The organism is Citrobacter sp. CF971, from assembly GCF_006385635.1.
In the GTDB taxonomy this organism is placed as follows: domain Bacteria; phylum Pseudomonadota; class Gammaproteobacteria; order Enterobacterales; family Enterobacteriaceae; genus Citrobacter; species Citrobacter freundii.
The window spans coordinates 1,674,164-1,699,924 of the sequence record NZ_CP041051.1 but is presented as its reverse complement, the minus strand read 5'-3'; the positions used below and the strand labels follow the sequence as shown (position 1 = coordinate 1,699,924).

At 52.0% G+C, this 25,761-nt stretch carries 23 protein-coding genes; 14 read left to right on the top strand and 9 right to left on the bottom strand.

Annotated features, from left to right (window positions below; all coding sequences use genetic code 11):
* Positions 1-13: 13 nt before the first annotated feature.
* The 3 genes from gsiA to E6P06_RS11545 all read right to left on the bottom strand — a co-directional run bounded on the left by gsiA (position 14) and on the right by E6P06_RS11545 (position 3,817).
* Positions 14-1,885 (bottom strand): glutathione ABC transporter ATP-binding protein GsiA, encoded by a 1,872-nt coding sequence (gsiA, locus tag E6P06_RS11555; RefSeq protein ID WP_139935254.1) that lies wholly within the window; start codon positions 1,883-1,885, stop codon positions 14-16.
* The gene (iaaA, locus tag E6P06_RS11550; RefSeq protein WP_003836974.1) at positions 1,872-2,837 is read right to left on the bottom strand and encodes a beta-aspartyl-peptidase; all 966 of its coding nucleotides are present in this window, start codon (positions 2,835-2,837) and stop codon (positions 1,872-1,874) included. The genes gsiA and iaaA overlap by 14 nt, the downstream gene beginning before the upstream one ends.
* Positions 2,838-3,028: 191 nt before the next feature.
* Complete coding sequence (locus tag E6P06_RS11545; protein ID WP_139935253.1) at positions 3,029-3,817, bottom strand: aminoglycoside adenylyltransferase family protein; 789 nt, start codon at positions 3,815-3,817, stop codon at positions 3,029-3,031.
* A gap of 175 nt (positions 3,818-3,992) precedes the next feature.
* Between E6P06_RS11545 and moeA the strand changes: the two genes are divergently transcribed.
* Positions 3,993-5,228 (top strand): molybdopterin molybdotransferase MoeA, encoded by a 1,236-nt coding sequence (gene moeA, locus E6P06_RS11540; protein WP_003845452.1) that lies wholly within the window; start codon positions 3,993-3,995, stop codon positions 5,226-5,228.
* Complete coding sequence (gene moeB / locus E6P06_RS11535) at positions 5,228-5,977, top strand: molybdopterin-synthase adenylyltransferase MoeB (protein WP_139935252.1); 750 nt, start codon at positions 5,228-5,230, stop codon at positions 5,975-5,977. The genes moeA and moeB overlap by 1 nt, the downstream gene beginning before the upstream one ends.
* 48 nt (positions 5,978-6,025) lie before the next feature.
* Here the strand turns inward: moeB and E6P06_RS11530 are convergent, their stop codons facing one another.
* On the bottom strand, positions 6,026-6,955 hold the full coding sequence (locus E6P06_RS11530) for an Rpn family recombination-promoting nuclease/putative transposase (RefSeq protein WP_139935251.1): 930 nt from the start codon (positions 6,953-6,955) through the stop codon (positions 6,026-6,028).
* Positions 6,956-7,134: 179 nt separating this feature from the next.
* The gene (fsa, locus tag E6P06_RS11525) at positions 7,135-7,797 is read right to left on the bottom strand and encodes a fructose-6-phosphate aldolase (protein WP_032948908.1); all 663 of its coding nucleotides are present in this window, start codon (positions 7,795-7,797) and stop codon (positions 7,135-7,137) included.
* A gap of 132 nt (positions 7,798-7,929) precedes the next feature.
* On the opposite strand from fsa, the gene E6P06_RS11520 reads away from it, so the two are divergent.
* The 4 genes from E6P06_RS11520 (at position 7,930) to E6P06_RS11505 (ending at position 13,665) form a co-directional block, all read left to right on the top strand.
* A complete protein-coding gene (locus tag E6P06_RS11520) occupies positions 7,930-8,829 on the top strand; it encodes a glycyl-radical enzyme activating protein (protein ID WP_139935250.1) in 900 nt (299 codons plus the stop codon).
* Between the two features lie 5 nt (positions 8,830-8,834).
* Positions 8,835-11,267 (top strand): glycyl radical protein, encoded by a 2,433-nt coding sequence (locus tag E6P06_RS11515; RefSeq protein WP_106107486.1) that lies wholly within the window; start codon positions 8,835-8,837, stop codon positions 11,265-11,267.
* 166 nt (positions 11,268-11,433) lie between these two features.
* Positions 11,434-12,249, top strand: a complete 816-nt coding sequence (locus tag E6P06_RS11510) for a Cof-type HAD-IIB family hydrolase (RefSeq protein WP_139935249.1) — start codon at positions 11,434-11,436, stop codon at positions 12,247-12,249.
* 153 nt (positions 12,250-12,402) lie between these two features.
* Positions 12,403-13,665: a DUF1479 domain-containing protein gene (locus tag E6P06_RS11505; RefSeq protein WP_003035273.1), complete on the top strand. Its 1,263-nt coding sequence runs from the start codon at positions 12,403-12,405 to the stop codon at positions 13,663-13,665.
* Between the two features lie 143 nt (positions 13,666-13,808).
* Here E6P06_RS11505 and E6P06_RS11500 read toward each other — a convergent pair whose 3' ends face one another.
* The gene (locus E6P06_RS11500; RefSeq protein ID WP_003035269.1) at positions 13,809-15,404 is read right to left on the bottom strand and encodes an ABC-F family ATPase; all 1,596 of its coding nucleotides are present in this window, start codon (positions 15,402-15,404) and stop codon (positions 13,809-13,811) included.
* A gap of 232 nt (positions 15,405-15,636) precedes the next feature.
* On the opposite strand from E6P06_RS11500, the gene ldtB reads away from it, so the two are divergent.
* Entirely contained in the window at positions 15,637-16,557 is a 921-nt protein-coding gene (gene ldtB / locus E6P06_RS11495) for a L,D-transpeptidase (protein ID WP_003845438.1), read from the top strand.
* 94 nt (positions 16,558-16,651) lie between these two features.
* On the opposite strand, the gene E6P06_RS11490 is transcribed toward ldtB, so the two are convergent.
* On the bottom strand, positions 16,652-17,761 hold the full coding sequence (locus E6P06_RS11490) for an anion transporter (protein ID WP_048241350.1): 1,110 nt from the start codon (positions 17,759-17,761) through the stop codon (positions 16,652-16,654).
* Positions 17,758-18,231 (bottom strand): manganese-binding transcriptional regulator MntR, encoded by a 474-nt coding sequence (gene mntR / locus E6P06_RS11485; RefSeq protein WP_003035264.1) that lies wholly within the window; start codon positions 18,229-18,231, stop codon positions 17,758-17,760. Before mntR ends, E6P06_RS11490 begins: the two co-directional genes overlap by 4 nt.
* 186 nt (positions 18,232-18,417) lie before the next feature.
* Here mntR and mntS point away from each other — a divergent pair, with 186 nt between their 5' ends.
* Both mntS and E6P06_RS11475 read left to right on the top strand, forming a co-directional pair.
* The gene (gene mntS / locus E6P06_RS11480) at positions 18,418-18,546 is read left to right on the top strand and encodes a manganase accumulation protein MntS (RefSeq protein WP_003035262.1); all 129 of its coding nucleotides are present in this window, start codon (positions 18,418-18,420) and stop codon (positions 18,544-18,546) included.
* 276 nt (positions 18,547-18,822) lie between these two features.
* Positions 18,823-20,409, top strand: coding sequence for a phosphoethanolamine transferase (locus E6P06_RS11475; protein ID WP_139935248.1), 1,587 nt, complete (start codon positions 18,823-18,825; stop codon positions 20,407-20,409).
* A gap of 64 nt (positions 20,410-20,473) precedes the next feature.
* Here E6P06_RS11475 and ompX read toward each other — a convergent pair whose 3' ends face one another.
* Positions 20,474-20,989, bottom strand: coding sequence for an outer membrane protein OmpX (gene ompX, locus E6P06_RS11465; RefSeq protein WP_003035257.1), 516 nt, complete (start codon positions 20,987-20,989; stop codon positions 20,474-20,476).
* A gap of 353 nt (positions 20,990-21,342) precedes the next feature.
* Between ompX and rhtA the strand changes: the two genes are divergently transcribed.
* The 5 genes from rhtA (at position 21,343) to glnQ (ending at position 25,667) form a co-directional block, all read left to right on the top strand.
* Positions 21,343-22,230 (top strand): threonine/homoserine exporter RhtA, encoded by an 888-nt coding sequence (gene rhtA, locus E6P06_RS11460; RefSeq protein ID WP_003035255.1) that lies wholly within the window; start codon positions 21,343-21,345, stop codon positions 22,228-22,230.
* Between the two features lie 305 nt (positions 22,231-22,535).
* Positions 22,536-23,039, top strand: coding sequence for a DNA starvation/stationary phase protection protein Dps (gene dps, locus E6P06_RS11455; protein WP_003035253.1), 504 nt, complete (start codon positions 22,536-22,538; stop codon positions 23,037-23,039).
* A gap of 365 nt (positions 23,040-23,404) precedes the next feature.
* A complete protein-coding gene (gene glnH, locus E6P06_RS11450) occupies positions 23,405-24,151 on the top strand; it encodes a glutamine ABC transporter substrate-binding protein GlnH (RefSeq protein ID WP_003035251.1) in 747 nt (248 codons plus the stop codon).
* 137 nt (positions 24,152-24,288) lie between these two features.
* Positions 24,289-24,948, top strand: coding sequence for a glutamine ABC transporter permease GlnP (gene glnP, locus E6P06_RS11445; RefSeq protein ID WP_003035248.1), 660 nt, complete (start codon positions 24,289-24,291; stop codon positions 24,946-24,948).
* Positions 24,945-25,667 (top strand): glutamine ABC transporter ATP-binding protein GlnQ, encoded by a 723-nt coding sequence (gene glnQ / locus E6P06_RS11440; protein ID WP_003035246.1) that lies wholly within the window; start codon positions 24,945-24,947, stop codon positions 25,665-25,667. Before glnP ends, glnQ begins: the two co-directional genes overlap by 4 nt.
* Positions 25,668-25,761 lie beyond the last annotated feature (94 nt).

The window sequence follows — 25,761 nt, the reverse complement described above, 5'->3', positions numbered from 1 at the left end:
CCCTGTCTGCCTGTTATAAACGTGAAAGCGCATTTTCTGGTTGCCCACGCGCAACATAATGTCCCGGGCCAACTAACTGTAACGACACGGGGGAAATCTCTTCGCCGCGCTTGCGGATATTGCTGGGGATATCATCCGACAACAGCACACGCTGTGGTCGGTGATGCGATGGATCGGCAACTGGTACTGCCGCCATCAGTTTGCGCGTATACGGATGTTGCGGATTTTCAAACACCGCGCGTCGGGGGCCAATCTCAACGATTTGCCCGAGATACATCACCGCCACACGGTGACTGATCCGTTCCACCACCGCCATATCGTGGGAAATAAACAGGTATGCAATTCCCATTTCCCGCTGCAGGTCGAGCAACAGGTTGATAATTTGCCCACGAATTGAAACATCCAGCGCCGAGACAGATTCATCGGCAATAATCACTTTGGGATTGAGTGCCAATGCCCGTGCAATACAGATACGCTGACGCTGACCGCCGGAAAACTCGTGCGGATAGCGCCAGGCATGCTCAGGCAGCAATCCTACGCGTTCCAGCAGCCATGCAACTCGTTTTGACCCCGCATCCCCCTGCAATAACCCATGCACCCGTAGAGGCTCCAGAATGGAATATCCCACCGTCTGACGTGGATCGAGCGAGGCATACGGATCCTGGAAGATAAACTGAATATCCCGACGCAGCGGCTGCAACTTGCTGGCAGCAAGGGTATCAATACGCTGTCCGTTGAAAATGATTTCCCCACGCTGAGACTCAACCAGGCGCAACAGCGCCCGCCCGGTGGTGGATTTCCCACAGCCCGACTCCCCCACCAGCGATAGCGTTTCTCCCGGCCACAGGTCAAAGCTGACGTTTTCCACTGCATGCACCTCGCGAGTTACGCGATTTAGAATGCCGCTACGCAGAGGAAAACGCGTCACCAGGTTACGTAACTGCAAAATTGGCTCGCCTTCAACCACGGTATCCTGTTCGGTCTGTGGCTCTACATGACTGGGATCGTGTAATGAAATAAGCGGGAAACGGCGCGGAAGTTCATGCCCGTTCATTGCCCCAAGCTGCGGCACGGCTGCCAGCAGCGCTTTAGTATAAGGATGCTGGGGAGCGTGAAAAATCTGCTCAACGCTGCCAGTTTCTACCGCCTCGCCCTGATACATCACCAGCACGCGGTCGGCAATATCCGCCACAACGCCCATATCGTGGGTAATAAAGATCACTCCCATCGACATATCCTGCTGCAACACTTTTATCAGTTGCAGGATCTGCGCCTGAATGGTGACATCCAGCGCGGTTGTCGGCTCATCAGCAATTAAAACCGCAGGGCGACACGACAGTGCCATGGCGATCATCACCCGCTGGCGCATACCGCCGGAAAGCTGGTGTGGATAACGCGATAAAATCGCCTTCGCCTCGGGGATACGCACTTGATCGAGCATTCGCTTCGCTTCTACCATCGCCTCTTCGTGACTGGCACCCTGGTGCAAGCGGATAGACTCGGCAATTTGCTCGCCCACGGTAAACACCGGATTAAGCGATGTCATAGGCTCCTGGAAGATCATCGCGATATCCGCACCGCGCACGTGACGCATTTGTGATGCGCTCTGTTCACCCAGCTCAATAACCTGTCGATTACGGCGTCGGAGGAGCATTTCATCGCAGCTCACCTCGCCGCCGGTCTGTTCAATCAGACGCATCAGCGACAAGGCGGTCACCGACTTACCAGAACCAGACTCGCCGACTATCGCCAGCGTTTCGCCACGCTTCAGGCGAAATGACAGATTGCGCACTGCGCTGACACGCTGCTGCTCCTGTTCAAAGGCAATATTCAGATTGCTGACTGCCAGCACATCGCTGGCATCAAGCTCATCACTGTGTGGCAACGCTATCTCCTTTTTCCCGATAAATACCGGTGGTTGGCGTATCACCTGCGTATCCCCAGGCGCGGTACATGCCTTCGCTGTTAAACGGCAAAGCGACATTGCCCTCATGATCGATAGCAATTAAACCGCCGCTGCCGCCAAGCGCCGGTAATTTTTCCATCACTACGCGTTCACACGCTTCGGATAAACTCAGACCGCCGTAGTCCATCAACGCCGCAATGTCATAGGCCGCCAAAGCACGAATAAAGACTTCTCCGGTTCCGGTGCAGGAGACTGCCACACTTGCATTATTGGCATAACAGCCTGCGCCAACCAACGGACTGTCACCCACCCGCCCCGGTAATTTATTGGTCATCCCGCCGGTCGATGTTGCTGCCGCCAGATTGCCAAACATATCTAACGCGACCGCACCCACGGTACCCATTTTGTTGTTTTCATCCAGCGGGCTCGCGCTATGGTCCAGCACCGTTTCACCCGCTGTTCGCGCCGCCAGAAGTTGAGCGTAGCGTTCTGGCGTCGAGAAAATATCCGCTGATACGCGCTCCATACCCTGCGCAATGGCAAAGTTTTCAGCCCCTTCACCTATCATCATGACGTGTGGGCTGTGTTCCATTACCAGCCGTGCCGCGAGAATCGGGTTTCGCAGATGGCTTACCCCGGCGACGGCGCCTGCGTTCAGCGTATTACCGTCCATCACACAGGCGTCCAGCTCATGGGTTTCATCACGGGTATACACCGCGCCAATTCCGGCATTAAACAATGGACACTCTTCCAGCAGGCGCACGGCCTCGGTAACGACATCCAGTGCGCTACGACCGTCTTCAAGCATCCGCTGGCCGGTTTCAACGATATCCGACAGCGCCTGTATATAACGCAACTCTTGCTCCTGGCTCAGCTGCGAACGGGTAATAGCCCCTGCGCCGCCGTGAATTGCAATGACTGCTTTACCCATTTTTTTCGTCCATTAGGTGGCAGGTACCGGGGTTATAAATATCAGAATTTCTGTGACTTATTGATTCGATTTTTGAATATAGAAAGATGCAGACGTCATGTAAAGGTTAAGGCCCGTACCTCACCCCCCATCCCATCAGGTTATTTAGATGAGTTAATCAGAAAGGGGATCTTCCAACATCGTTGAATATATTATTCAAGCCGATCGGCAATCTGTTTTTTTGCATAAAACACAAAGCGTTCAACAGACGGCATAGACGCAGCCCAGTTCTTTTTGGTTAACCCCAGGTATTCCGCACGCGCGGCTTGCAGCGTGTCAGCATACTCAACGGGTAATTGCGGTATAAGCCAGGCGGCGGCTTCATCTTTAGCGACAATATTGCCCGTAACCAGGCTGTACCAAATACGCGCCAGAGTAAGGATGATATTTCGCTCGTCACCCTCTAAATCGCCCGTTTTCTGCCACATATCAAGAATATGCCGAAATGTTTGCACGACATCGCTAAAAGGAATGACGTTGAATAACGTCTCAGCGGCTTCACCGAACAACGCTACGCTGGCGCGCCTGGCCTGGGTCAGCAGGATGGAGAGATCAGGATCCACCTGTGTCGGTTCAACAATTCCCGCGCGAATATCGTCACGCAACCATTCGCCAAATTGCATTTCTCTTGACGGTGGGAATTGCCAGGGTACAAGTTGTGAATAGATCACGATGGTCACTTCCAGCGCCCGATATCTATCAACGCTACCAGGCGGGGCTGATATTTCCAGAAAACCCTGCATCAGATCTTTTCTTTGCCGGGTATTAAGTGGCTGCCTAATGGTAACCAGTAAATCGATATCGCTTTGGGGCTTTAAGCCACCTTCAACAGCAGAGCCATACAAATGAACAGCAACCAGGTCGCCCTCGATAACCCGCGCAATCAGTGCACTGGCGGCATTCACCTGTCGTCGAATTGAATCCGGGATAGTCGCAGACATTTAGCCTCCTGGAGAAAAAGCAGAAATCATGAGTCTATACTGCATCTTTCCTGTAGCGCTAATCTCTGGCAGAAAACCTGTATCAGATCTGATCCTAAGCCTGAGGTAGCATACTGTCCGCGTCCATTTTCTGACATAATGAGTGGATTCGATTTTGCCCCGCAGGAGTCTTCTCATGGAATTTACCGCCGGACTGATGCCGCTTGAAACGGCTCTTTCTCAGATGCTTTCGCGTATCACCCCACTCACCGCCGTCGAAACGCTGCCGCTGGTTCAATGCTTTGGCCGCATTCTGGCCACCGACGTCGTCTCCCCGATTGATGTGCCGGGATTCGATAACTCGGCAATGGATGGCTATGCGGTGCGATTAGCCGATTTACAATCAGACCAGCCTCTTGCGGTGGCTGGCAAAGCCTTTGCTGGACAGCCATTTCACGGCGAGTGGCCTGCGGGAACCTGCATCCGTATTATGACCGGAGCCCCGGTGCCTGCCGGTTGTGAAGCCGTGGTAATGCAGGAGCAAACGGAACAAACTGACGACGGTGTGCGTTTTACCTCCGACGTCCGCAGCGGACAAAATATTCGTCTGCGCGGTGAAGATATTGCAAACGGCGCGGTGGTATTCCCCACAGGAACTCGTCTGACAACCGCCGAGCTTCCCGTGCTGGCTTCGCTCGGTATTGCCGAGGTCCCCGTTGTGCGTAAAGTCCGCGTGGCATTGTTCTCCACCGGTGATGAGCTGCAATTGCCGGGTCAGCCGCTGGGCGACGGGCAGATTTATGACACAAACCGTCTGACCGTTCACCTGATGCTGCAGCAGTTGGGCTGCGAGGTGATCAACTTAGGGATTATTCGCGACAATCCCAACGCGCTGCGGGCCGCATTTATCGAAGCCGACAGCCAGGCCGACGTTGTCATCAGCTCTGGTGGCGTTTCGGTAGGCGAAGCGGATTACACCAAAACCATTCTGGAAGAGCTGGGAGAAATTGCCTTCTGGAAGCTGGCTATCAAACCCGGTAAACCGTTCGCCTTTGGCAAACTGAGCAACAGCTGGTTTTGCGGCCTGCCGGGTAACCCGGTGTCTGCTGCCCTCACCTTTTATCAACTGGTACAACCGCTGCTGGCGAAACTCAGCGGCAACACCGCCTGTGGGTTACCTCCGCGCCAGCGCGTGCGCACCGCTTCACGCCTGAAGAAAACGCCAGGGCGTCTGGATTTTCAGCGTGGTGTATTGCAGCGTACCGCGGAAGGCGAACTGGAAGTCACTACCACCGGGCACCAGGGCTCGCATATTTTTAGCTCCTTTAGCCAGGGCAATTGCTTTATTGTGCTGGAGCGCGATCGCGGTAACGTTGAGGTCGGAGAATGGGTTGAAGTTGAGCCATTTAACGCACTGTTTGGAGGTCTGTAATGGCAGAACTCAGCGACCAGGAGATGATGCGCTATAACCGGCAAATCATTCTGCGCGGCTTCGATTTCGAAGGTCAGGAAGCGCTCAAAGATGCGCGGGTACTGGTCGTTGGTCTGGGGGGACTGGGATGTGCTGCAACCCAGTACCTTGCTGGTGCTGGCGTCGGGCATTTAACCCTGCTCGACTTTGACACGGTCTCCGTGTCGAACCTCCAACGCCAGACGCTGCACAGCGATGCAACCGTAGGGCAACCAAAAGTGATATCCGCTCGTGACGCGCTAACGCGGATTAACCCTTATATCGCCATTACGCCGGTGAATGCGCTGCTGGACGATAGCGAGATTCACGCGCTTATTACCGAACACGATTTGGTGCTGGACTGTACGGATAACGTCAGCATCCGCAATCAGCTGAATGCCGGATGCTTTGCCGCCAGAGTTCCGCTGGTTTCCGGTGCAGCAATTCGCATGGAAGGGCAAATTACCGTCTTTACGTATCAGGAAGGCGAGCCCTGCTACCGTTGCCTGAGCCGTTTGTTCGGTGAAAACGCCCTGACCTGCGTAGAAGCCGGAGTGATGGCCCCGCTGATCGGCGTGATCGGCTCGTTACAGGCGATGGAAGCCATTAAGCTGCTGGCAAACTACGGTAAACCGGCATCCGGAAAAATCGTCATGTACGATGCCATGACCTGCCAGTTTCGCGAAATGAAGCTGATGCGTAATCCGGGGTGCGAGGTCTGCGGGCAATAAACGAAAGCCCCGGCGGCGTTTGTTATCCGGGGCTGAATTAATATACGTTCAATACGTCAGTGATTTAACGTCATCTTCAGAAAGCCCAGTAATCCTCACGATGACCGCCCGTGGGAGACCATCGTCCAGCATTGAGTGAGCAATGCGTAACGCTTCCTCGCGGCGGCCTTCAACCAAGCCTTTTTGCATTCCTTCCCGCATCCCCTTTCGCTGTCCTGCCCTACGTATTTTTTCCACAATATTCATTGTACTCTCCTTGTGTTCGGGTACCCGCTGCGCCAGCTTGCGCATAAATCGTCCAAAGCGCGGTTTGTGACCGTGCTGGATTAGCAGGTAATTAAACAGCGCTTTTAGCTGGCTGTCATTAGCGCTTCCGGTAACCAACAGCGCGGCCAGCTTGTCCACCAACCCCATCAAATCGCGCTGACGAATATGCTTTTGAATCAGTTCCAGAAGAGCAATGCGTCGGTGCTGCATAATTTCTTCATCTGGAACAACGGTAATATCTACCAGCGGAAAAGCTGACAGGTAGAGCTGACGTGCAAGTGTTGGATTATCAAACTCATCCAGCCAGCATAGAGAGAAGGGATAAGGTGTATCGATTCCGTGATAAAACAGCATCGGCACAACTAAAGGTAACGTATTATGCCCGGCGTCGAGGTGACTTTGCATTGCCGCTATCGCATAACGCATCAGGCGAAATGCCATATGAACATCCGGGCGGCTTTGATGTTCGATTACGACATAAATATAGCCGTGCCCTTCACTGGTTTTCATCGACCAAAGTACATCGGAATAATATGCACGTAAGTTATCCTCGATAAAACTGGTCGGTTGCAGCTTTAATGTCGAAAAATCGCACAGCGTTCGTAGCGTGGAGGGAAGATGGATTTCAATGAAATCGCGCGCCGTTTCCGGGTATTTTAAAAACGTTTTAAATAGCGCATCGTGCGGCGTGTATGTGGGTGATTTTTTCATGGCGGTCCGTCACCTGATTAACATGATGACACGACTGTACCTGCCATGATGACGGGTCGCATGCCGACTTTGTCGGTTTTACGAGGGGGATTCGCAGATAAAAGCGTACAACTGCAACACATTCATTTTGACGGAATCATGTACGCAATAATGCCGGGACTACATCCCGGCACTCTCGTTTAAATAGATGTGCGACCGAATGCGCTCTGCCAGTCGTGCTCAAACTTCGCGACGGCAGCATCAACTGCCGGAGAGCTAATCATCTGCTGAGCAACGTCCAGCGGTAGCGTGATGGACTCGCAGCCTGCCAGCAGGCAATCCAGCGCCTGACGCGGCGTTTTAAAACTGGCTGCCAGTACTTTGGCGTGCGGGGCATGCATTTTCAGTAACGTCTGCAGGTCGGTCACCGTCTGAATGCCATCCCCTCCTTGCGCATCCACGCGGTTAATGTATGGCGCAACATATTCCGCACCTGCCAGTGCAGCCAATAACCCTTGAGCTGCACCGTATACCGCAGTACCCAACGTCGGGATCCCTTCTTCTTTCAGCAATTTTATAGCCGCCAGACCTTCTGCTGTTACCGGCACTTTGACCACGATATCAGCAATGATTGCCCGCAGCTTACGCGCATCGCTAACCATCCCTTCGGCGGTGGTCGCCATCACCTGAGCAAACAGACGGCCTTGTCCTCCCATCGCTTCCTGCAGTTGCGGCAGTAGTACTTCCAGCGTCTGATTCCCCGCCGCCACAATACTCGGGTTAGTGGTCACCCCTGCCAGCGGGAAAATGCGCGCCAGAGCTTTTACCGCATCAACGTCAGACGTATCTAAATAGAGTTCCATAACCTTTCCTCAAACGAATAATTAGCATGAATAAAAGGTAGCACGGCGAAACCTCACGGTTAGTTGACGCACGTCAATATAACTTTCATTCGAAAGTAATTTAATCTTTATACGAAAGAAAAGAGGTCGCTTATGATTTTCAATATCCAGCGCTATTCCACGCATGATGGTCCCGGGATCCGTACTGTGGTGTTCCTTAAGGGATGCTCCCTGGGCTGTCGGTGGTGCCAGAATCCGGAAAGTCGCGCCCGTACGCAGGATCTGCTCTATGACGCACGCCTGTGCCTTGATGGTTGCAATCTTTGTGCTCAGGCAGCACCCGCAGTAATTGAGCGGGCACTAAGCGGGTTGCTGATTCATCGCGAAAAACTGACCGATGACGATCTGACGGCGCTGACCCACTGCTGTCCAACGCAGGCACTAACCATCTGTGGAGAGGTAAAAAGCGTGGACGAAATCATGGCGACCGTATTGCGTGATAAACCGTTTTACGATCGCAGCGGAGGGGGCCTAACCCTGTCCGGTGGCGAACCGTTTATGCAGCCAGAGCTGGCGGCTTCTTTGCTCAAAGCCAGCCACGACGCCGGCATTCATACCGCAGTGGAAACCTGCCTGCATGTCCCGTGGAAGTATATTGAACCATCATTATCTGACGTCGATCTGTTTCTGGCCGATCTAAAACACGTGGCGGATGCGCCGTTTAAACAGTGGACCGATGGCAGCGCCTCTCGTGTGCTGGAAAATCTAAAAAAACTGGCCGCAGCTGGTAAAAAAATGATTATCCGCGTACCGCTGATTCAGGGGTTCAACGCTGACGAAGCCGCCATCCAGGCTATTACCGATTTTGCTGCCGACGAGCTTCACGTCGGGGAGATTCATTTTTTGCCCTACCACACCCTTGGTATCAACAAATACCACTTACTCAGTCAACCCTACAACGCACCGGATAAACCGCTTGATGCGCCTGCACTGCTCGAATTTGCCCAGCAGTATGCCAGCCTTAAAGGTTTAACCGCGACCCTACGAGGATAATCGCCATGACCACTCTGAAACTGGACACACTCAGCGATCGTATCAAAGCGCATAAAACAGCCCTGATCCATATCGTGAAACCGCCGGTTTGTACCGAGCGCGCCCAGCACTATACCGAGATGTATCAGCAACACCTGGATAAGCCGATCCCGGTACGCCGTGCGCTGGCGCTGGCCCATCATCTGGCGGAACGCACCATCTGGATCAAGCATGACGAACTGATTATCGGTAACCAGGCAAGCGAAGTGCGCGCCGCGCCGATCTTCCCGGAATACACCGTCTCCTGGATTGAAAAAGAGATCGACGACCTCGCCGACAGACCGGGTGCCGGCTTTGCGGTAAGCGAAGAGAATAAACGCGTATTACATGAGGTGTGTCCGTGGTGGCGTGGTCAGACCGTGCAGGATCGCTGCTACGGGATGTTCACTGACGAGCAGAAAGGGCTGCTGGAAACCGGCATTATCAAAGCCGAAGGTAATATGACCTCCGGCGACGCACACCTGGCGGTGAACTTCCCGCTACTACTGGAAAAAGGTCTCGACGGCCTGCGCCACAAGGTCGATGAACGTCGCTCCCGCATCAATCTGACGTGTCTGGACGATCTCCACGGCGATCAGTTCCTGAAAGCGATTGATATCGTGCTGGAGGCCGTCAGCCTGCACATTGAGCGCTTTGCCGCGCTGGCGCGTAAAATGGCGTCCACAGAAACGCGCACCAGCCGTCGCGATGAACTGCTGACCATGGCGGAAAACTGTGATGTGATTGCCCATGAGCCACCAAAAACATTTTGGCAGGCGTTGCAGTTGTGCTATTTCATCCAGTTGATTCTGCAAATTGAATCTAACGGTCACTCAGTGTCGTTTGGCCGTATGGATCAGTACCTCTACCCGTTCTACCGTCGCGACGTAGAACTGAATCAGAGCCTCGATCGTGAGCACGCCATTGAGCTGTTGCACAGCTGCTGGCTGAAACTGCTGGAAGTGAACAAAATCCGTTCCGGCTCCCATTCGAAAGCCTCAGCGGGCAGCCCGCTCTATCAGAACGTAACCATAGGAGGCCAGAACCTGGTCAGCGGTCAGGCGATGGATGCCGTCAACCCGCTCTCCTACGCCATTCTGGAATCATGTGGCCGCCTGCGTTCTACTCAGCCGAACCTGAGCGTGCGTTATCACGCGGGGATGAGTAATGACTTCCTTGATGCCTGCGTGCAGGTGATCCGCTGCGGCTTCGGGATGCCAGCCTTTAACAACGATGAAATCGTCATTCCGGAATTCATTAAGCTGGGCATTGAGCCGCAAGATGCCTATGACTATGCAGCGATTGGTTGCATCGAAACCGCCGTTGGCGGCAAATGGGGCTACCGCTGCACCGGCATGAGCTTTATTAACTTTGCCCGCGTGATGCTGGCGGCGCTGGAAGGCGGACGCGATGCCACCAGCGGCAAAGTCTTCCTGCCGCAGGAAAAAGCGCTCTCAGCTGGCAACTTCAACAATTTCGATGAAGTGATGGATGCCTGGGATACACAGATTCGCTACTACACGCGTAAATCCATTGAAATCGAGTATGTCGTTGACACCATGCTGGAAGAGAACGTACACGATATTCTGTGCTCCGCGCTGGTAGACGACTGTATCGAACGCGCGAAAAGCATTAAGCAAGGCGGCGCGAAGTATGACTGGGTATCAGGTTTGCAGGTGGGTATCGCCAACCTCGGCAACAGCCTGGCAGCAGTAAAGAAACTGGTCTTTGAACAGGGCACTATCGGTCAACAACAACTGGCCGCCGCGCTGGCCGATGATTTTGACGGTCTGACCCATGAGCAGTTACGCCAACGGCTAATCAACGGCGCACCAAAATACGGCAACGATGACGATAGCGTTGATACGCTGCTGGCCCGCGCTTATCAGACTTATATCGATGAACTGAAACAGTATCATAATCCGCGTTACGGACGTGGCCCGGTTGGCGGCAATTACTACGCCGGGACCTCGTCTATTTCTGCAAACGTGCCGTTTGGCGCAGCAACGATGGCAACGCCGGATGGCCGTAAAGCACACACTCCACTGGCAGAAGGCGCAAGCCCGGCTTCCGGTACGGACCATCTCGGCCCAACTGCGGTAATTGGCTCGGTGGGTAAACTGCCGACCGGTTCGATTCTCGGTGGCGTGCTGTTAAATCAGAAGCTGAACCCGGCCACGCTGGAAAATGAGTCTGACAAACAAAAGCTGATGATTCTGCTGCGTACCTTCTTTGAAGAGCACAAAGGTTGGCATATTCAGTACAACATCGTTTCTCGTGAAACGCTGCTGGAAGCCAAAAAACACCCGGATCAGTACCGTGATCTGGTGGTGCGTGTAGCGGGTTATTCCGCCTTCTTCACCGCGCTGTCTCCGGATGCACAGGACGATATCATCGCGCGCACTGAACATATGCTGTAACCCTCCCGCCCGGTGGCGCTGCGCTTACCGGGCTTACATACTCCCCTTTAGCCGGGTAAGGCGAAGTTGCCACCTGGCGTTTTACTTTCATTCGAAATTAAATTTGTGCTTTAGCTCACATTGTTATTAAAATGTTTCTGGTCGCAGTTATGAGCCAGGAGCATATATGACCATCAAAGTTATCGTCACAGACATGGACGGAACTTTTCTCGACGACGCCAAGCAATACGATCGTGCACGCTTTATGGCGCAGTATCAGGAACTGAAGAAACGAGATATTGAATTTGTCGTGGCAAGCGGCAACCAGTATTACCAGTTGATCTCCTTTTTCCCGCAGCTTAAAGACGAAATATCGTTTGTCGCTGAGAATGGCGCGCTGGTTTTTGAGCACGGCCAGCAGTTGTTTCATGGCGAGCTTACCCGTCACGAATCACGCATTGTTATTGGCGAACTCCTCAAAGACAAGCAGCTCAATTTTGTTGCCTGTGGTCTGCAAAGTGCCTACGTCAGTGAGAATGCCCCGGAGCCTTTCGTGACATTGATGTCGAAACACTATCATCGCCTGAAACCCGTAAAGGATTATCAGGACATTGATGATGTGCTGTTTAAGTTTTCGCTGAACTTACCCGACCAACAAATCCCGTTGGTTATCGATCACCTGCACACTGCTCTGGATGGCATAATGAAGCCCGTCACCAGTGGCTTTGGGTTTATCGATTTGATTATTCCGGGCTTACATAAAGCCAACGGTATCAGTCGCCTGCTGAAACGCTGGAACCTGTCTCCACAAAACGTCGTCGCCATTGGCGATAGCGGCAACGATGCAGAAATGCTGAAAATGGCGCATTACTCTTTCGCCATGGCCAATGCGGCAGAGAGCATCAAAGCGATTGCCCGCTATCAGACCGATGACAATAACCATCAAGGCGCGCTGAACGTAATTCAGGCAGTGCTGGATAACACTTCACCTTTTAACGCCTGATCCTGCCAACCGGGGTATCCCTCATCCCGGTTTTCACTCTTTTTCTATTTTGCTCACACCAGCAGGTTTTTAAACTTGCATTAACTAACTTTTAACTTATATTGTCACTTGTAATTAAATTTAGTTTCGAATGAAAGTTAATGCGAGGTGGTTATGGCTTTTACTTTTACCAGCGACACGTTGCCCGCCGATCACAAAGCGGCAATCCGTCAGATGAAACAGCAACTGCGGGCACAGCTTGGGGATGTTCAGTTGATCTTCAATCAGCTGAGCGATGCCATTGCCACCCGCGTGGCGGAAATCAACGCTCTCAAAGCGCAAGGCTCCCCGGTATGGCCTGTGTTGTCCTATGCGGATATCAAAGCGGGTCGCGTGAGTGCAGAGCAGCGTGAAGAAATTAAGCGTCGCGGATGCGCAGTCATTAAAGGGCATTTCCCCCGCGAACAGGCGCTGGCATGGGATCAGTCGATGCTTGATTACCTGGATCGCAACCATTTTGATGACGTCTACAAAGGGCCGGGCGATAACTTCTTCGGCACCCTGAGCGCATCGCGACCTGAAATCTACCCCATTTACTGGTCCCAGGCGCAGATGCAGGCCCGCCAAAGTGAAGAAATGGCCAATGCGCAGTCGTTCCTCAATCGTCTTTGGACATTTTCAAGCGAAGGTAAACAATGGTTTAACCCGGATGTCAGCGTTATCTACCCTGACCGTATACGCCGCCGTCCGCCGGGAACCACCTCCAAAGGGCTGGGCGCGCATACGGATTCCGGCGCGCTGGAACGCTGGCTGCTGCCTGCGTATCAGCAGGTATTTGCTCATGTTTTCAATGGAAAGCTGGCAGATTACGATCCGTGGCAGGCTGCGCATCGCACCGAAGTAGAAGAATACACGGTGGATAACACCACCAAATGTTCAGTGTTCCGTACCTTCCAGGGCTGGACTGCGTTGTCCGATATGCTGCCAGGTCAGGGATTGTTGCACGTGGTTCCGATTCCTGAAGCGATGGCGTATGTGCTGTTACGCCCATTGCTTGACGATGTGCCGGAAGATGAGCTTTGCGGCGTAGCGCCCGGCAGAGTCCTGCCGATTTCTGCGCAATGGCATCCGTTGCTGATTGAAGCGTTAACCAGCATTCCACAACTGGACGCCGGAGACTCCGTGTGGTGGCATTGCGATGTGATTCACTCCGTCGCGCCTGTCGAAAATCAGCAGGGCTGGGGTAACGTAATGTATATCCCTGCCGCCCCGATGTGCGAAAAAAATCTGGCCTACGCCCACAAAGTGAAAGCTGCGCTGGAAAAAGGCGCATCGCCGGGTGATTTCCCGCGAGAGGATTATGAAACTAACTGGGAAGGACGCTTCACGCTGGAGGATTTGAATATCCACGGTAAACGCGCGCTGGGGATTATTTAATATGTAGCTTACACAATTTTCCCTAGGTATTTCGCGTTACAGGAAGGCGACCAGCCTGTAAATCCCCGGGAGCTTACATAAGTAAGTGACCGGGGTGAACAGGTGCAGCCAACACACCTGTAACACGAAAGACGACGGGTGAATTAACCGTCAATACCTTTACTACGCAGGTAATCTTCGTAGTTGCCGGTGAAGTCGATCACGCGTTCCGGCGTAATCTCAATCACGCGGGTCGCCAGGGAACTGACGAACTCACGGTCGTGAGAAACAAAGATCAACGTGCCCTGATACATTTCCAGCGCCATGTTCAGCGACTCGATAGATTCCATATCCAGGTGGTTGGTCGGTTCATCCATGACCAGGATATTCGGTTTCTGCATCATCAGCTTACCGAACAGCATGCGTCCTTTTTCACCACCGGAGAGCACTTTTGCAGGTTTCTTGATATCGTCCTGGCTGAAAAGCAGACGGCCAAGGAAGCTGCGCACAACCTGCTCATCATCGCCTTCTTGTTTCCACTGGCTCATCCATTCGAAGACGGTCAGATCGTTTTCAAACTCGTATTCATGATCCTGCGCGTAGTAACCCACCTGGGCGTTTTCAGACCACTTAACGGTACCGTTGTCCGGCTGCAAATCGCCAACCAACGTTTTCAGCATGGTGGATTTACCCACGCCGTTGGCACCAATGATGGCAACCTTCTCCCCTACTTCCAGCAGCAGGTTGAAGTTTTTAAACAGCGGACCTTCATCAAAACCTTTCGCCAGCGCTTCCACTTCCAGCGCGTTACGGAACAGTTTCTTATCCTGTTCGAAGCGGATGAACGGGTTCTGACGGCTGGACGCTTTCACTTCGTCGAGCTTGATCTTATCAATCTGACGCGCACGAGAGGTCGCCTGTCGAGATTTAGAAGCGTTGGCGCTAAAGCGGCTGACGAAGGATTGCAGATCGGCAATCTGTGCTTTCTTCTTGGCGTTATCGGCCAGCAGACGTTCACGCGCCTGGGTTGCCGCCGTCATGTATTCGTCGTAGTTACCCGGATAAACACGCAGTTCGCCATAGTCCAGATCCGCCATGTGTGTACAGACCATGTTCAGGAAGTGACGGTCGTGCGAAATGATGATCATGGTGCTGTCACGCTCGTTCAGCGTCTGCTCCAGCCAGCGAATGGTGTCGATATCCAGGTTGTTCGTTGGTTCGTCGAGCAGCAGAATGTCCGGGTTAGAGAACAGCGCCTGCGCCAGAAGCACACGCAGCTTCCAGCCGGGCGCGACTTCGCTCATCGGGCCGTAATGCTGTTCTACCGGAATACCTACGCCCAGCAGCAGTTCACCCGCACGCGCTTCCGCAGAGTAGCCGTCCATTTCGCCATACTGAACTTCGAGATCAGCAACTTTATAGCCGTCTTCTTCGCTCATCTCAGCCAGGGCGTAAATGCGATCGCGCTCCTGCTTCACTTCCCACAGTTCAGCGTGACCCATGATCACGGTGTCAAGCACGGTGAATTCTTCAAAGGCGAATTGATCCTGACGCAGCTTACCGATGCGCTCGTTAGGATCGAGGGAAACGTTACCCAGCGTCGGTTCGAGGTCGCCGCCGAGAATTTTCATAAAAGTGGATTTACCGCTACCGTTCGCGCCAATCAGGCCGTAACGGTTGCCGCCGCCAAATTTGACGGAAATATTTTCAAACAGCGGCTTACTGCCGAACTGCATGGTGACGTTGCTGGAAACTAACACTGGCGTATCCTGAAAGAGAAAGAAATATGTGACAAACCGCTTATTATGCCATAAGTCTGCAAGAAGATCGCGTCTTCATGCGGAAGGGATAAAGTGAAACCAAAAGGAAAAAAATGTGATTTAGTACACATCCGAATTCCTTGTTGCTCAGATTGCACATATAATGCGTGCCCAACACTACATAAATCTCAACCCACTAGCCTGCCTGGCACTGAATCTCGCATACATGAATATGAATATGAAATTAACAACGCTTTTCGCGGCGGCACTTGCAATAGTTGGTTTTTGTAATACCGCTTCAGCCGTCACGTACCCGCTGCCGACCGATGGTAGCCGTTTGATTGGCCAAAACCAGGTCATTACTATTCCTGAAGGCAACACCCAACCGCTGGAGTATTTTGCGGCAGAGTATCAGATGGGTCTGTCTAACATGCTGGAAGCCAACCCGGGCGTGGATACCTTCCTGCCGAAAGGCGGCACCGTGCTGAACATTCCTCAGCAGTTAATCCTGCCGGATACCGTGCATGAAGGTATTGTTATCAACAGCGCTGAAATGCGTCTGTACTACTACCCGAAAGGCACCAACACCGTCATTGTTCTGCCGATCGGTATCGGCCAGTTGGGCAAAGACACGCCAATCAACTGGACCACCAAAGTAGAACGTAAAAAAGCAGGCCCAACCTGGACGCCAACGGCGAAAATGCATGCGGAATACCGCGCTGCAGGCGAGCCGCTGCCAGCCGTTGTTCCGGCTGGTCCGGATAACCCGATGGGACTGTACGCGCTGTATATCGGTCGCCTGTATGCTATCCACGGTACCAATGCTAACTTCGGCGTCGGCTTACGTGTCAGCCACGGTTGCGTACGTCTGCGTAACGACGACATCAAATTCTTGTTTGAAAATGTGCCGGTCGGCACCCGTGTACAGTTTATTGATGAGCCGGTAAAAGCCACTACCGAACCAGACGGTAGCCGTTACATCGAAGTACATAACCCGCTGTCTACGACTGAAGCACAGTTCGAAGGCGGAGAAATTGTACCGATTACCCTGACCAAGAGCATTACCAGCATCACCGGTCAGCCTGACGTCGATCAGGCCGTCGTTGAGCAGGCAGTACAGAACCGTTCTGGTATGCCGGTTCGCCTGAACTAATCTGCTATATATGCCCGATGGCGCTACGCTTATCGGGCCTACCAACACTGTAGGCCGGATTAGGCGCCAGCCGCCATCCGGCACACCACATCAATTACATCATTAGCAACAAACCATAACCCACCAGCGCCGCCCATATCAGCATCGGTACCGAATACCAATGAAAACGCCACCAGATCCGGCGGTCGTTTGCCATCCGTAACGCAATGAGATTCGCCAGCGATCCTGGTAACAGCCCAAAGCCGCCCACATTGACCGCCCAGGCCAGAAGCAGCGTTGGCGGGACGTAGTTCAGCAGCAAAATCGTACTGGGCACATTACTGATAAACTGCGACAGGCCAATGGCGGTCAGCCAAAGTCCCGGCGCTGAAAGCGCGCCAATCTGGTGGGTTATCCCCTGCAGGGCCGGAAGCTGCGTCAGCAAGTGCACATCAATGAACATCGCCATAAACACCAACAGCAGCGTCCAGTCTACGCTGAGGATCACGCGGCGAGCCAGCACCATGAACCCTGCCGCCACAATCGCCAGACCCCACAGCTCTTGTTTTAACTCCAGTGCTGCAAGGAAGATGATATACAACACCAGACAGCCCCACACCAGACGCGGTTGCCAGTCAGGTGCGCGCGTACCGGTATGATAATGCAACGCTTTATTCGGGAAACTGAACCAGCACAGCACCACCAGCGTCAGCATCATGGCCCCCGCAAGCGGCGCCATTTGCCAGGTAAACGCGGTAAACGATAAGCCTGAGCGTCCCCACATCAGAATGTTTTGTGGATTGCCTATTGGCGTTAGCAACGATCCGGCGTTAACCGCCAGCGCCTCAAAGATAATCAGGCGATTCACCGGAATAGCGCACAATTTTTTCAGAGTGATGGTCAGCGGAACAACAATAAACAGCGCAACATCGTTGGTCAGAAACGTCGACAACAACGCCGCTGCCAGCACCATAAATATCGCCAGCTGACGCTCTGTTTTGAAACGGCGGGTCATCTTGCGCCCTAACACATCGAAGTAACCGCTTAGCTCCACGCCTTTGGTCAGTAACATCAGGCCACTAAGCGTGATAATTGTGTGCCAGTCAATTGCTCCCGGCCACGACCGGGGTGTAAATGGCGTGAACAGGCTCAGTACAACCCCAACGATGATTAACAGCTGGAAAAAACGATCGCGCTGTAAGGCGCGTAATAAAGGAAAACTCATTCAGAGCCTGTTCCTTGCTGTTGCGTAAACCGGCTAAAAGCCTCCAGCGTTTCCTTACTGACGTGATGCTCCATCCCCTCCGCGTCGCGACGGGCAATTTCCGGACTGATACCTAACATCAACAGGAAATTCTCCACAATCTGATGACGCTCCCGACTTTCCTGAGCCAGTCGTTCACCTTCTGCGGTTAAAAACACGCCTCGCCAGGGGATCATTTCAATCAATCCGACTGAAGCAAGACGCTTAAGCATTTTAGCAACCGTCGGCTGGGAAACCCCAAGCCGTGCGGCCATATCCACCTGGCGCGCTTCACCTACCTCAATAATGAGATCGGAAATCAGCTCTACGTAGTCATCAATCAGCTCACGGCGATGCGCCTCCCGAACCTGACGAAACCCTTCAACGTGTTCTTCGACATTCACCAATTGCGTCACTTTTTTTGTTGTTGGCGTACCTGCGCGACGACTCATTCTGCTTCCTCGTTACTGTGACGCGTTAACGGCATCTGATTAGAGAGCACTCATTGTAAACCAGAGTTGCGCGGGCACAAAAAATTAACGTTTTAGCAATAGCTATATAATATAGCCTGTGCTATATCTGTATATAATAAAGACATCCCTCAAGGACTGATGGGATCGTGAAGTCAGGAGGTTTACATGAATGAATTTAAGAGGTGTATACGCGTGTTTAGCCACTCTCCCTTTAAAGTACGGTTGATGCTGATCTCTATGCTGTGTGACATGATTAACAGCAAACCTGAGAAGGATAAACCTTCAGAAAAATAATGCGGCGTCGCGGTACGCCGCTTCATTTTCCTGCCGTCATCCGGGTACGGTGGTGGTTTTCGTCTCAATAACCCTTCTTTTTGTCAGTTTTGCCACGTTCCTCGCAAAACAATTTCTTTGTAGTAGTTGACCTTCTCTTGCGCACACTCTATCTTTTCGCAGCCCTGCATATATTGCGGCTCGCGGATGCGGACCCTATCCCTCTTCTCGCTCTCTCAGGCAGGCAATGACCCTTAGCGCCAGGGTAAGCACATGGCGTTTTTGTAACAGTGGCATATGAATTTAACCCTCAAAGATTCAATCATTGCTCGCAGCCGGGCGATTAGTCCGTGGACTGGCCTCTATTTCTTACAGTCTCTGCTGATCAATCTTGCGCTGGGCTATCCGCTTAGCCTGCTCTATAGCGTTGCTTTCACCTGTATATTAATGCTGATGTGGCGCAGCGCGCCACGCGCGCAGAAAGTGCTGATTGGCATTTGCTCGCTGATTGCGGCAATGTATTTTCCGTTCGGCCAGGCTTACGGCTCACCGAACTTCAATACCTTGCTGGCGCTGCACTCAACCAATATGGAAGAGTCCACCGAAATCCTGACCATCTTCCCCTGGTACAGTTATCTGGTTGGGGTATTTATTTTCGCCCTCGGCGTTATCGCCGTACGTCGTAAAAAAGATGAACAAAAGCGTGGCTGGAACAAGTTCGACAGCGTTTGTTTGCTGTTCAGCGTTGTCGCATTCTTTGTTACCCCGGTACAAAACCTGGCCTGGGGCGGCGTGTTCAAGCTGAAAGACACTGGCTATCCGGTTTTCCGGTTTGCCAAGGACGTGATCGTCAATAACAACGAAGTGCTCGACGAACAAGAGCGTATGGCGAAGCTGTCGAGCGTGAAAGACAGTTGGACCGTAACCGCCGTGAAGCCGAAGTATCACACCTACGTCGTGGTGATCGGCGAAAGCGCCCGCCGCGATGCGTTAGGCGCGTTTGGCGGTCACTGGGATAACACCCCGTTTGCCAGCTCCGTTAACGGCTACATCTTTGCGGATTACATTGCTGCCAGCGGTTCAACGCAAAAATCACTCGGCCTGACGCTGAATCGGGTGGTCGACAATAAGCCCCAGTTCCAGGATAACTTTGTCACCCTGGCCAACCGAGCAGGTTTCCAGACATGGTGGTTTTCCAATCAGGGACAAATTGGTGAATACGACACGGCCATCGCCAGCATTGCAAAACGCGCTGATGAAGTTCAGTTCCTCAAGAACGGTGACTTCGAAGCGGATAAAAATACCCGTGACGAAGCGCTGTTGAAGATGACCGCTCAGGTGCTGGCAACCGAGCGCACTCAGCCGCAGCTTATTGTACTGCATTTAATGGGCTCACATCCGCAGGCCTGCGACCGTACGCAGGGTAAGTACGAGACTTTCGTCCAGTCAAAAGAGACGTCTTGCTACCTGTACACCATGACGCAAACGGATGACCTACTGCGCCAGCTATACGATCAGTTACGTAATAGCGGTAGCAGCTTCTCGATGGTCTATTTCTCCGATCATGGCCTCGCGTTTAAAGAACGGGGAAAAGAGGTGCAGTACCTGGCGCATGACGATCAGTTCCAGCAGAATTTCCAGGTACCTTTCATGGTGCTGTCGAGTGATGATAAAGCGCATCGGGTGATTAAGGCCCGTCGATCCGCCAATGATTTCCTCAGCTTTTTCTCGCAGTGGACAGGGATCAGCGCAAAAGAAATCACCAACAGCTACCGCTTTATCTCAGAGAAAAAAGCCGGGCCGGTGTACATCACCAACTTTAAGCTGCAGAAGGTGGACTACAACCACCTTTGTACCGACATCTTCGAGACCAAATCTCGTTAACAGCTCATATTGCAGGCAAAAAAAATCCGCCCCGAGAGGCGGATTTTTCATATCACCGAAGTGATTAGAAGCGGTAACCCACGCCAGCGATCCAGGTGCCAACGTCAACGCTACGAATACGGCTCTGCTCGTAGGAGAAGTCCAGAGCAACGTTTTCGATCGGGTTGAACTGCAGACCAGCACCGTAAGAGAAACCGTAGTCGCTGGTGGTGTGGTTGTCAGCCGGGGATGCTGCGTTCTGGAATTTACCGTAACCAACACCCACTACACCGTAGATGCTTGCCCAGTCGTTCAGACGGTAAGCCGGACCAGCAGTGATGCCGTAGTACTGGGTTTTGTTGTAGTCGCCAGAAGCATCGGTACGATCTTTTTCAGTGTAAGTGAAGGAACCGATAACACCCAGCGGGTTGTTGTCCTGCTCGTAGCGATACTTCAGGTTGAAACCGTTCATTTTGTTCGCTGCGCCCTGAGCATCGCTCTGAGCGTAACCACCGGTAACGGTAGAAGTAGCAGCTACAGCAGTACCTGCGGAGAAAGCCAGAACAGCGGCCAGTGCTGAAAGACATGCAATTTTTTTCATAACCACCTCAAATGTGCTTCAAGTAAATCTTAAGTTTTAAATATACCAAAAATTGATGGGAAACTCTTTGCGATTAGCGATGTCTAACGGGGTCTTTCATGTAACAGAACATTTCAGAAATCCGCTATCTCTTTCAATTAACATCACTTTTCTAAAGTAAAATGCCATTATTGCGCGCACAATATGGCACATTCATCCAGATTATTCCTAATCACGCAGATTATTAATCCATCAGTTTCATGCCATTGTACGGAACTGAGCAATTTTTTTTTCAACGAATACTCAACCGCATGTGTGTATTTCCATTACACTCGCTGTTTTACTTCTATTGACATAATTTGACAGGAGAAAGGATGCCGGGGTCGTCACGTAAAGCGCCAGTCTGGTTGCCTATTTTGGTTTTGCTAATTGCTATGTCCTCCATTCAAAGCGGAGCATCTCTGGCGAAATCGCTGTTCCCGCTCGTCGGCGCGCCGGGCGTTACCGCGTTGCGCCTTGCGTTGGGCACCCTCATCCTTATCGCCTTCTTTAAACCCTGGCGTTTGCGATTCGCCAAAGAACAGCGCCTGCCCCTTCTGTTTTATGGCCTGTCTCTGGGCGGGATGAACTATCTCTTCTATCTGTCAATCCAGACCGTGCCACTGGGAATTGCCGTGGCGCTGGAATTTACCGGCCCGCTGGCGGTAGCGCTGTTTTCATCCCGGCGCCCGGTGGATTTCATTTGGGTTGCACTGGCTGTACTCGGACTGTGGTTCCTGCTGCCATTAGGTCAGGACGTTTCTCACGTCGATTTAACCGGTGCTGCGCTAGCGCTGGGGGCTGGTGCCTGCTGGGCCATCTATATTCTTACCGGGCAGCGAGCCGGGGCGGAACACGGTCCGGCAACCGTCGCAGTAGGGTCATTAATTGCAGCACTGGTATTTGTGCCAATCGGCGCGATCCAGGCTGGTGATGCCCTGTGGCATTGGTCCATTCTGCCGTTAGGCCTGGCCATTGCAGTCCTCTCTACTGCACTTCCCTATTCACTGGAGATGATTGCATTGACGCGCCTGCCGACGCGTACTTTCGGTACATTGATGAGTATGGAACCTGCCCTGGCAGCGGTTTCCGGAATGATCTTCCTCGGTGAAACGCTGACGCTTATCCAGACACTCGCTCTGGGTGCCATTATCGTCGCATCAATGGGCTCTACGCTCACTATTCGTAAAGAGCCACAAATAAAACAAGTCGACGTGAATTAACCACGTAATATTCTGCATGGTTTGCATAATCATGCAGAATATCCAATTGTAAATCTGCGTGATAATAATTCTAAAAAATATAATTTTCTCATCCGCATATTTCATTCAATCTCAAAAATTAACATAAAAATAACACCACGTAAGAAACACAACACTCATTGCATTGATTTTATTTGATATTTTATATCTTCCCCCTTCTTCGCTATTAAAGTGATAGGCAACACCGGAAAAAAAAAATCCAAATTTAGCGCTATACTTAATTCCGTTGAAGAGTTGGGACATAACTATCAAGAGGATATGAAAATATGAGTACCGCGAAACTGGTAAAAACAAAAGCATCCGCCCTCCTTTATACCCGCAACGATGTGTCTGATAGCGAAAAGAAAGCGACCGTTGAACTGCTGAATCAGCAAGTAATCCAGTTCATTGACCTGTCATTGATCACCAAACAGGCTCACTGGAACATGCGCGGCGCAAACTTCATTGCGGTACATGAAATGCTGGATGGCTTCCGTACAGCCCTGACCGATCACCTCGACACAATGGCTGAACGCGCCGTACAGTTGGGCGGTGTGGCACTGGGCACAACTCAGGTTATTAATAGCAAAACGCCTCTGAAAAGTTACCCGCTGGATATCCATAGCGTACAGGACCACTTAAAAGAACTGGCTGAACGTTATGCCGTAGTTGCAAACAGCGTACGTAAGGCTATTAGCGAAGCAAAAGACGAAGATACCGCGGATATCTTTACCGCAGCTTCTCGCGACCTCGATAAATTCCTGTGGTTTATCGAAGCCAACATTGAGTAACAGCAGACATAAGAATTACCTATATAACCCTCGCTCCGGCGGGGGTTTTGCACATCTATGGTGCATAACATTGATCATTCGTCACTCCAAAGTAAATTATTTGTAATAATCACCTCACACAATCGTTAACGAAAGATTGTTTTATCAACAATTTTTACGCTAAATAGTCATACCGTTTGCACCGTGGCTGGTTCGCACCAAATGAGTGCCCCAAAACAGTGCAGATTACTCGCTTTGCCCTACTTATTGTGCAGAGAAACGAAACACCCTCTTGTTAAAACAATGAGTTGCAAAATTGGCACGATTCTTTCATTAAGCCATATGTTCTCGCAGGGGATCGCCCCGTGGATATAAAAGGAAATCCTATGAAGTCTGTATTAAAAGTTTCACTGGCTGCACTTACCCTGGCTTTTGCGGTGTCCTCCCATGCCGCAGATAAGAAACTGGTTGTCGCAACTGACACCGCGTTTGTACCGTTCGAATTCAAACAGGGTGACAAATACGTTGGATTTGATGTGGATCTTTGGGCTGCTGTCGCCAAAGAACTGAAGCTGGATTATGAACTGAAACCAATGGATTTCAGCGGCATCATCCCGGCTCTGCAAACCAAAAATATCGACCTGGCACTGGCGGGTATCACCATCACCGATGAGCGTAAAAAAGCGATCGACTTCTCTGACGGCTACTACAAAAGCGGTCTGTTAGTGATGGTGAAAGCGAATAACAACGACGTGAAAAGCGTGAAAGATCTGGATGGTAAAGTTGTCGCAGTGAAGAGCGGCACCGGTTCCGTTGATTACGCAAAAGCGAATATCAAAACTAAAGACCTGCGTCAGTTCCCGAACATCGATAACGCGTATATGGAACTGGGCACCAACCGCGCAGACGCCGTGCTGCACGACACACCAAACATTCTTTACTTCATCAAAACAGCTGGCAATGGTCAGTTCAAAGCTGTAGGCGAATCACTGGAAGCCCAGCAGTACGGCATCGCCTTCCCGAAAGGCAGCGACGATCTGCGTGAGAAAGTGAACGGCGCGCTGAAAACGCTGAAAGAGAACGGTACTTACAACGAAATCTACAAAAAATGGTTCGGTACTGAACCTAAATAATAACCGGTAGCGTTGCCCGGTGGCGTGATGCTTACCGGGCCTACGCCTGGATTTTTGAGACCTGTAAGCCGGATAAGCACAGCACATCCGGCAAAACGGGCATTTGAATATTTACACCACGGTAACAGGAACGACATATGCAGTTTGACTGGAGTGCCATCTGGCCCGCCATCCCGCTTTTGATTGAAGGCGCCAAAATGACCCTGTGGATCTCGGTCCTCGGTCTGGCTGGCGGTCTGATAATCGGACTTGCAGCAGGGTTTGCGCGCACTTTCGGCGGTTGGATCGCCAACCACGTAGCGCTGGTGTTTATCGAAGTCATTCGCGGTACGCCAATCGTTGTGCAAGTAATGTTTATTTACTTCGCTCTACCAATGGCATTTAATGATTTACGCATTGACCCCTTTAGCGCCGCCGTTGTCACCATCATGATCAACTCCGGTGCCTATATTGCGGAAATCACCCGCGGTGCGGTGCTCTCAATCCATAAAGGATTCAGCGAAGCCGGACTTGCCCTTGGACTTTCACGCACAGAGACTATTCGCCACGTTATTTTGCCTCTCGCGCTGCGTCGTATGCTGCCGCCGCTGGGCAACCAGTGGATCATCAGCATTAAAGATACCTCGCTGTTTATTGTCATTGGCGTCGCTGAACTGACCCGTCAGGGCCAGGAAATCATTGCCGGTAACTTCCGCGCACTGGAAATCTGGAGCGCCGTTGCGGTGTTCTATCTGATCATAACGCTGGTGCTGAGCTTCATTCTGCGTCGTCTGGAAAGAAGGATGAAAATCCTGTGATTGAATTTAAAAACGTTTCTAAGCACTTTGGCCCAACCCAGGTGCTGCACAATATTGACCTGAACATTCAACAGGGTGAAGTAGTGGTGATTATCGGGCCGTCAGGATCCGGTAAATCTACCTTGCTACGCTGCATTAACAAACTGGAAGAGATAACCTCTGGCGATCTGATCGTCGACGGTCTGAAAGTGAACGATCCGAAGGTAGACGAACGGTTAATCCGCCAGGAAGCCGGGATGGTGTTTCAGCAGTTCTATCTGTTCCCACATCTGACGGCGCTGGAAAACGTCATGTTCGGGCCGCAGCGCGTACGCGGGGCGAATAAAGAACAGGCCGAGAAACTGGCGAAAGAACTGCTGGCGAAAGTGGGTCTGGCCGAGCGCGCCCATCACTACCCTTCTGAGCTGTCCGGCGGTCAACAACAGCGTGTGGCTATCGCCCGTGCGCTGGCGGTGAAGCCGAAAATGATGCTGTTTGATGAGCCAACCTCAGCGCTGGATCCAGAACTGCGCCACGAAGTTCTGAAAGTTATGCAGGATCTGGCGGAAGAAGGGATGACCATGGTGATTGTGACCCACGAAATCGGTTTTGCCGAGAAAGTGGCTTCACGCCTGATTTTCATTGATAAGGGAAGAATTGCCGAAGACGGTAATCCGCAGGCCCTGATTGAAAATCCGCCCAGCCAACGCTTACAGGAATTCTTGCAGCACGTATCCTGATCGCTCTGCCTCCCTTCGCCCGAAGGGAGGTTTTTCACCAGAATCCTCTCATTTCAATTCTCTCCCGCCCTGACATCTATACTTATCCTTTTGA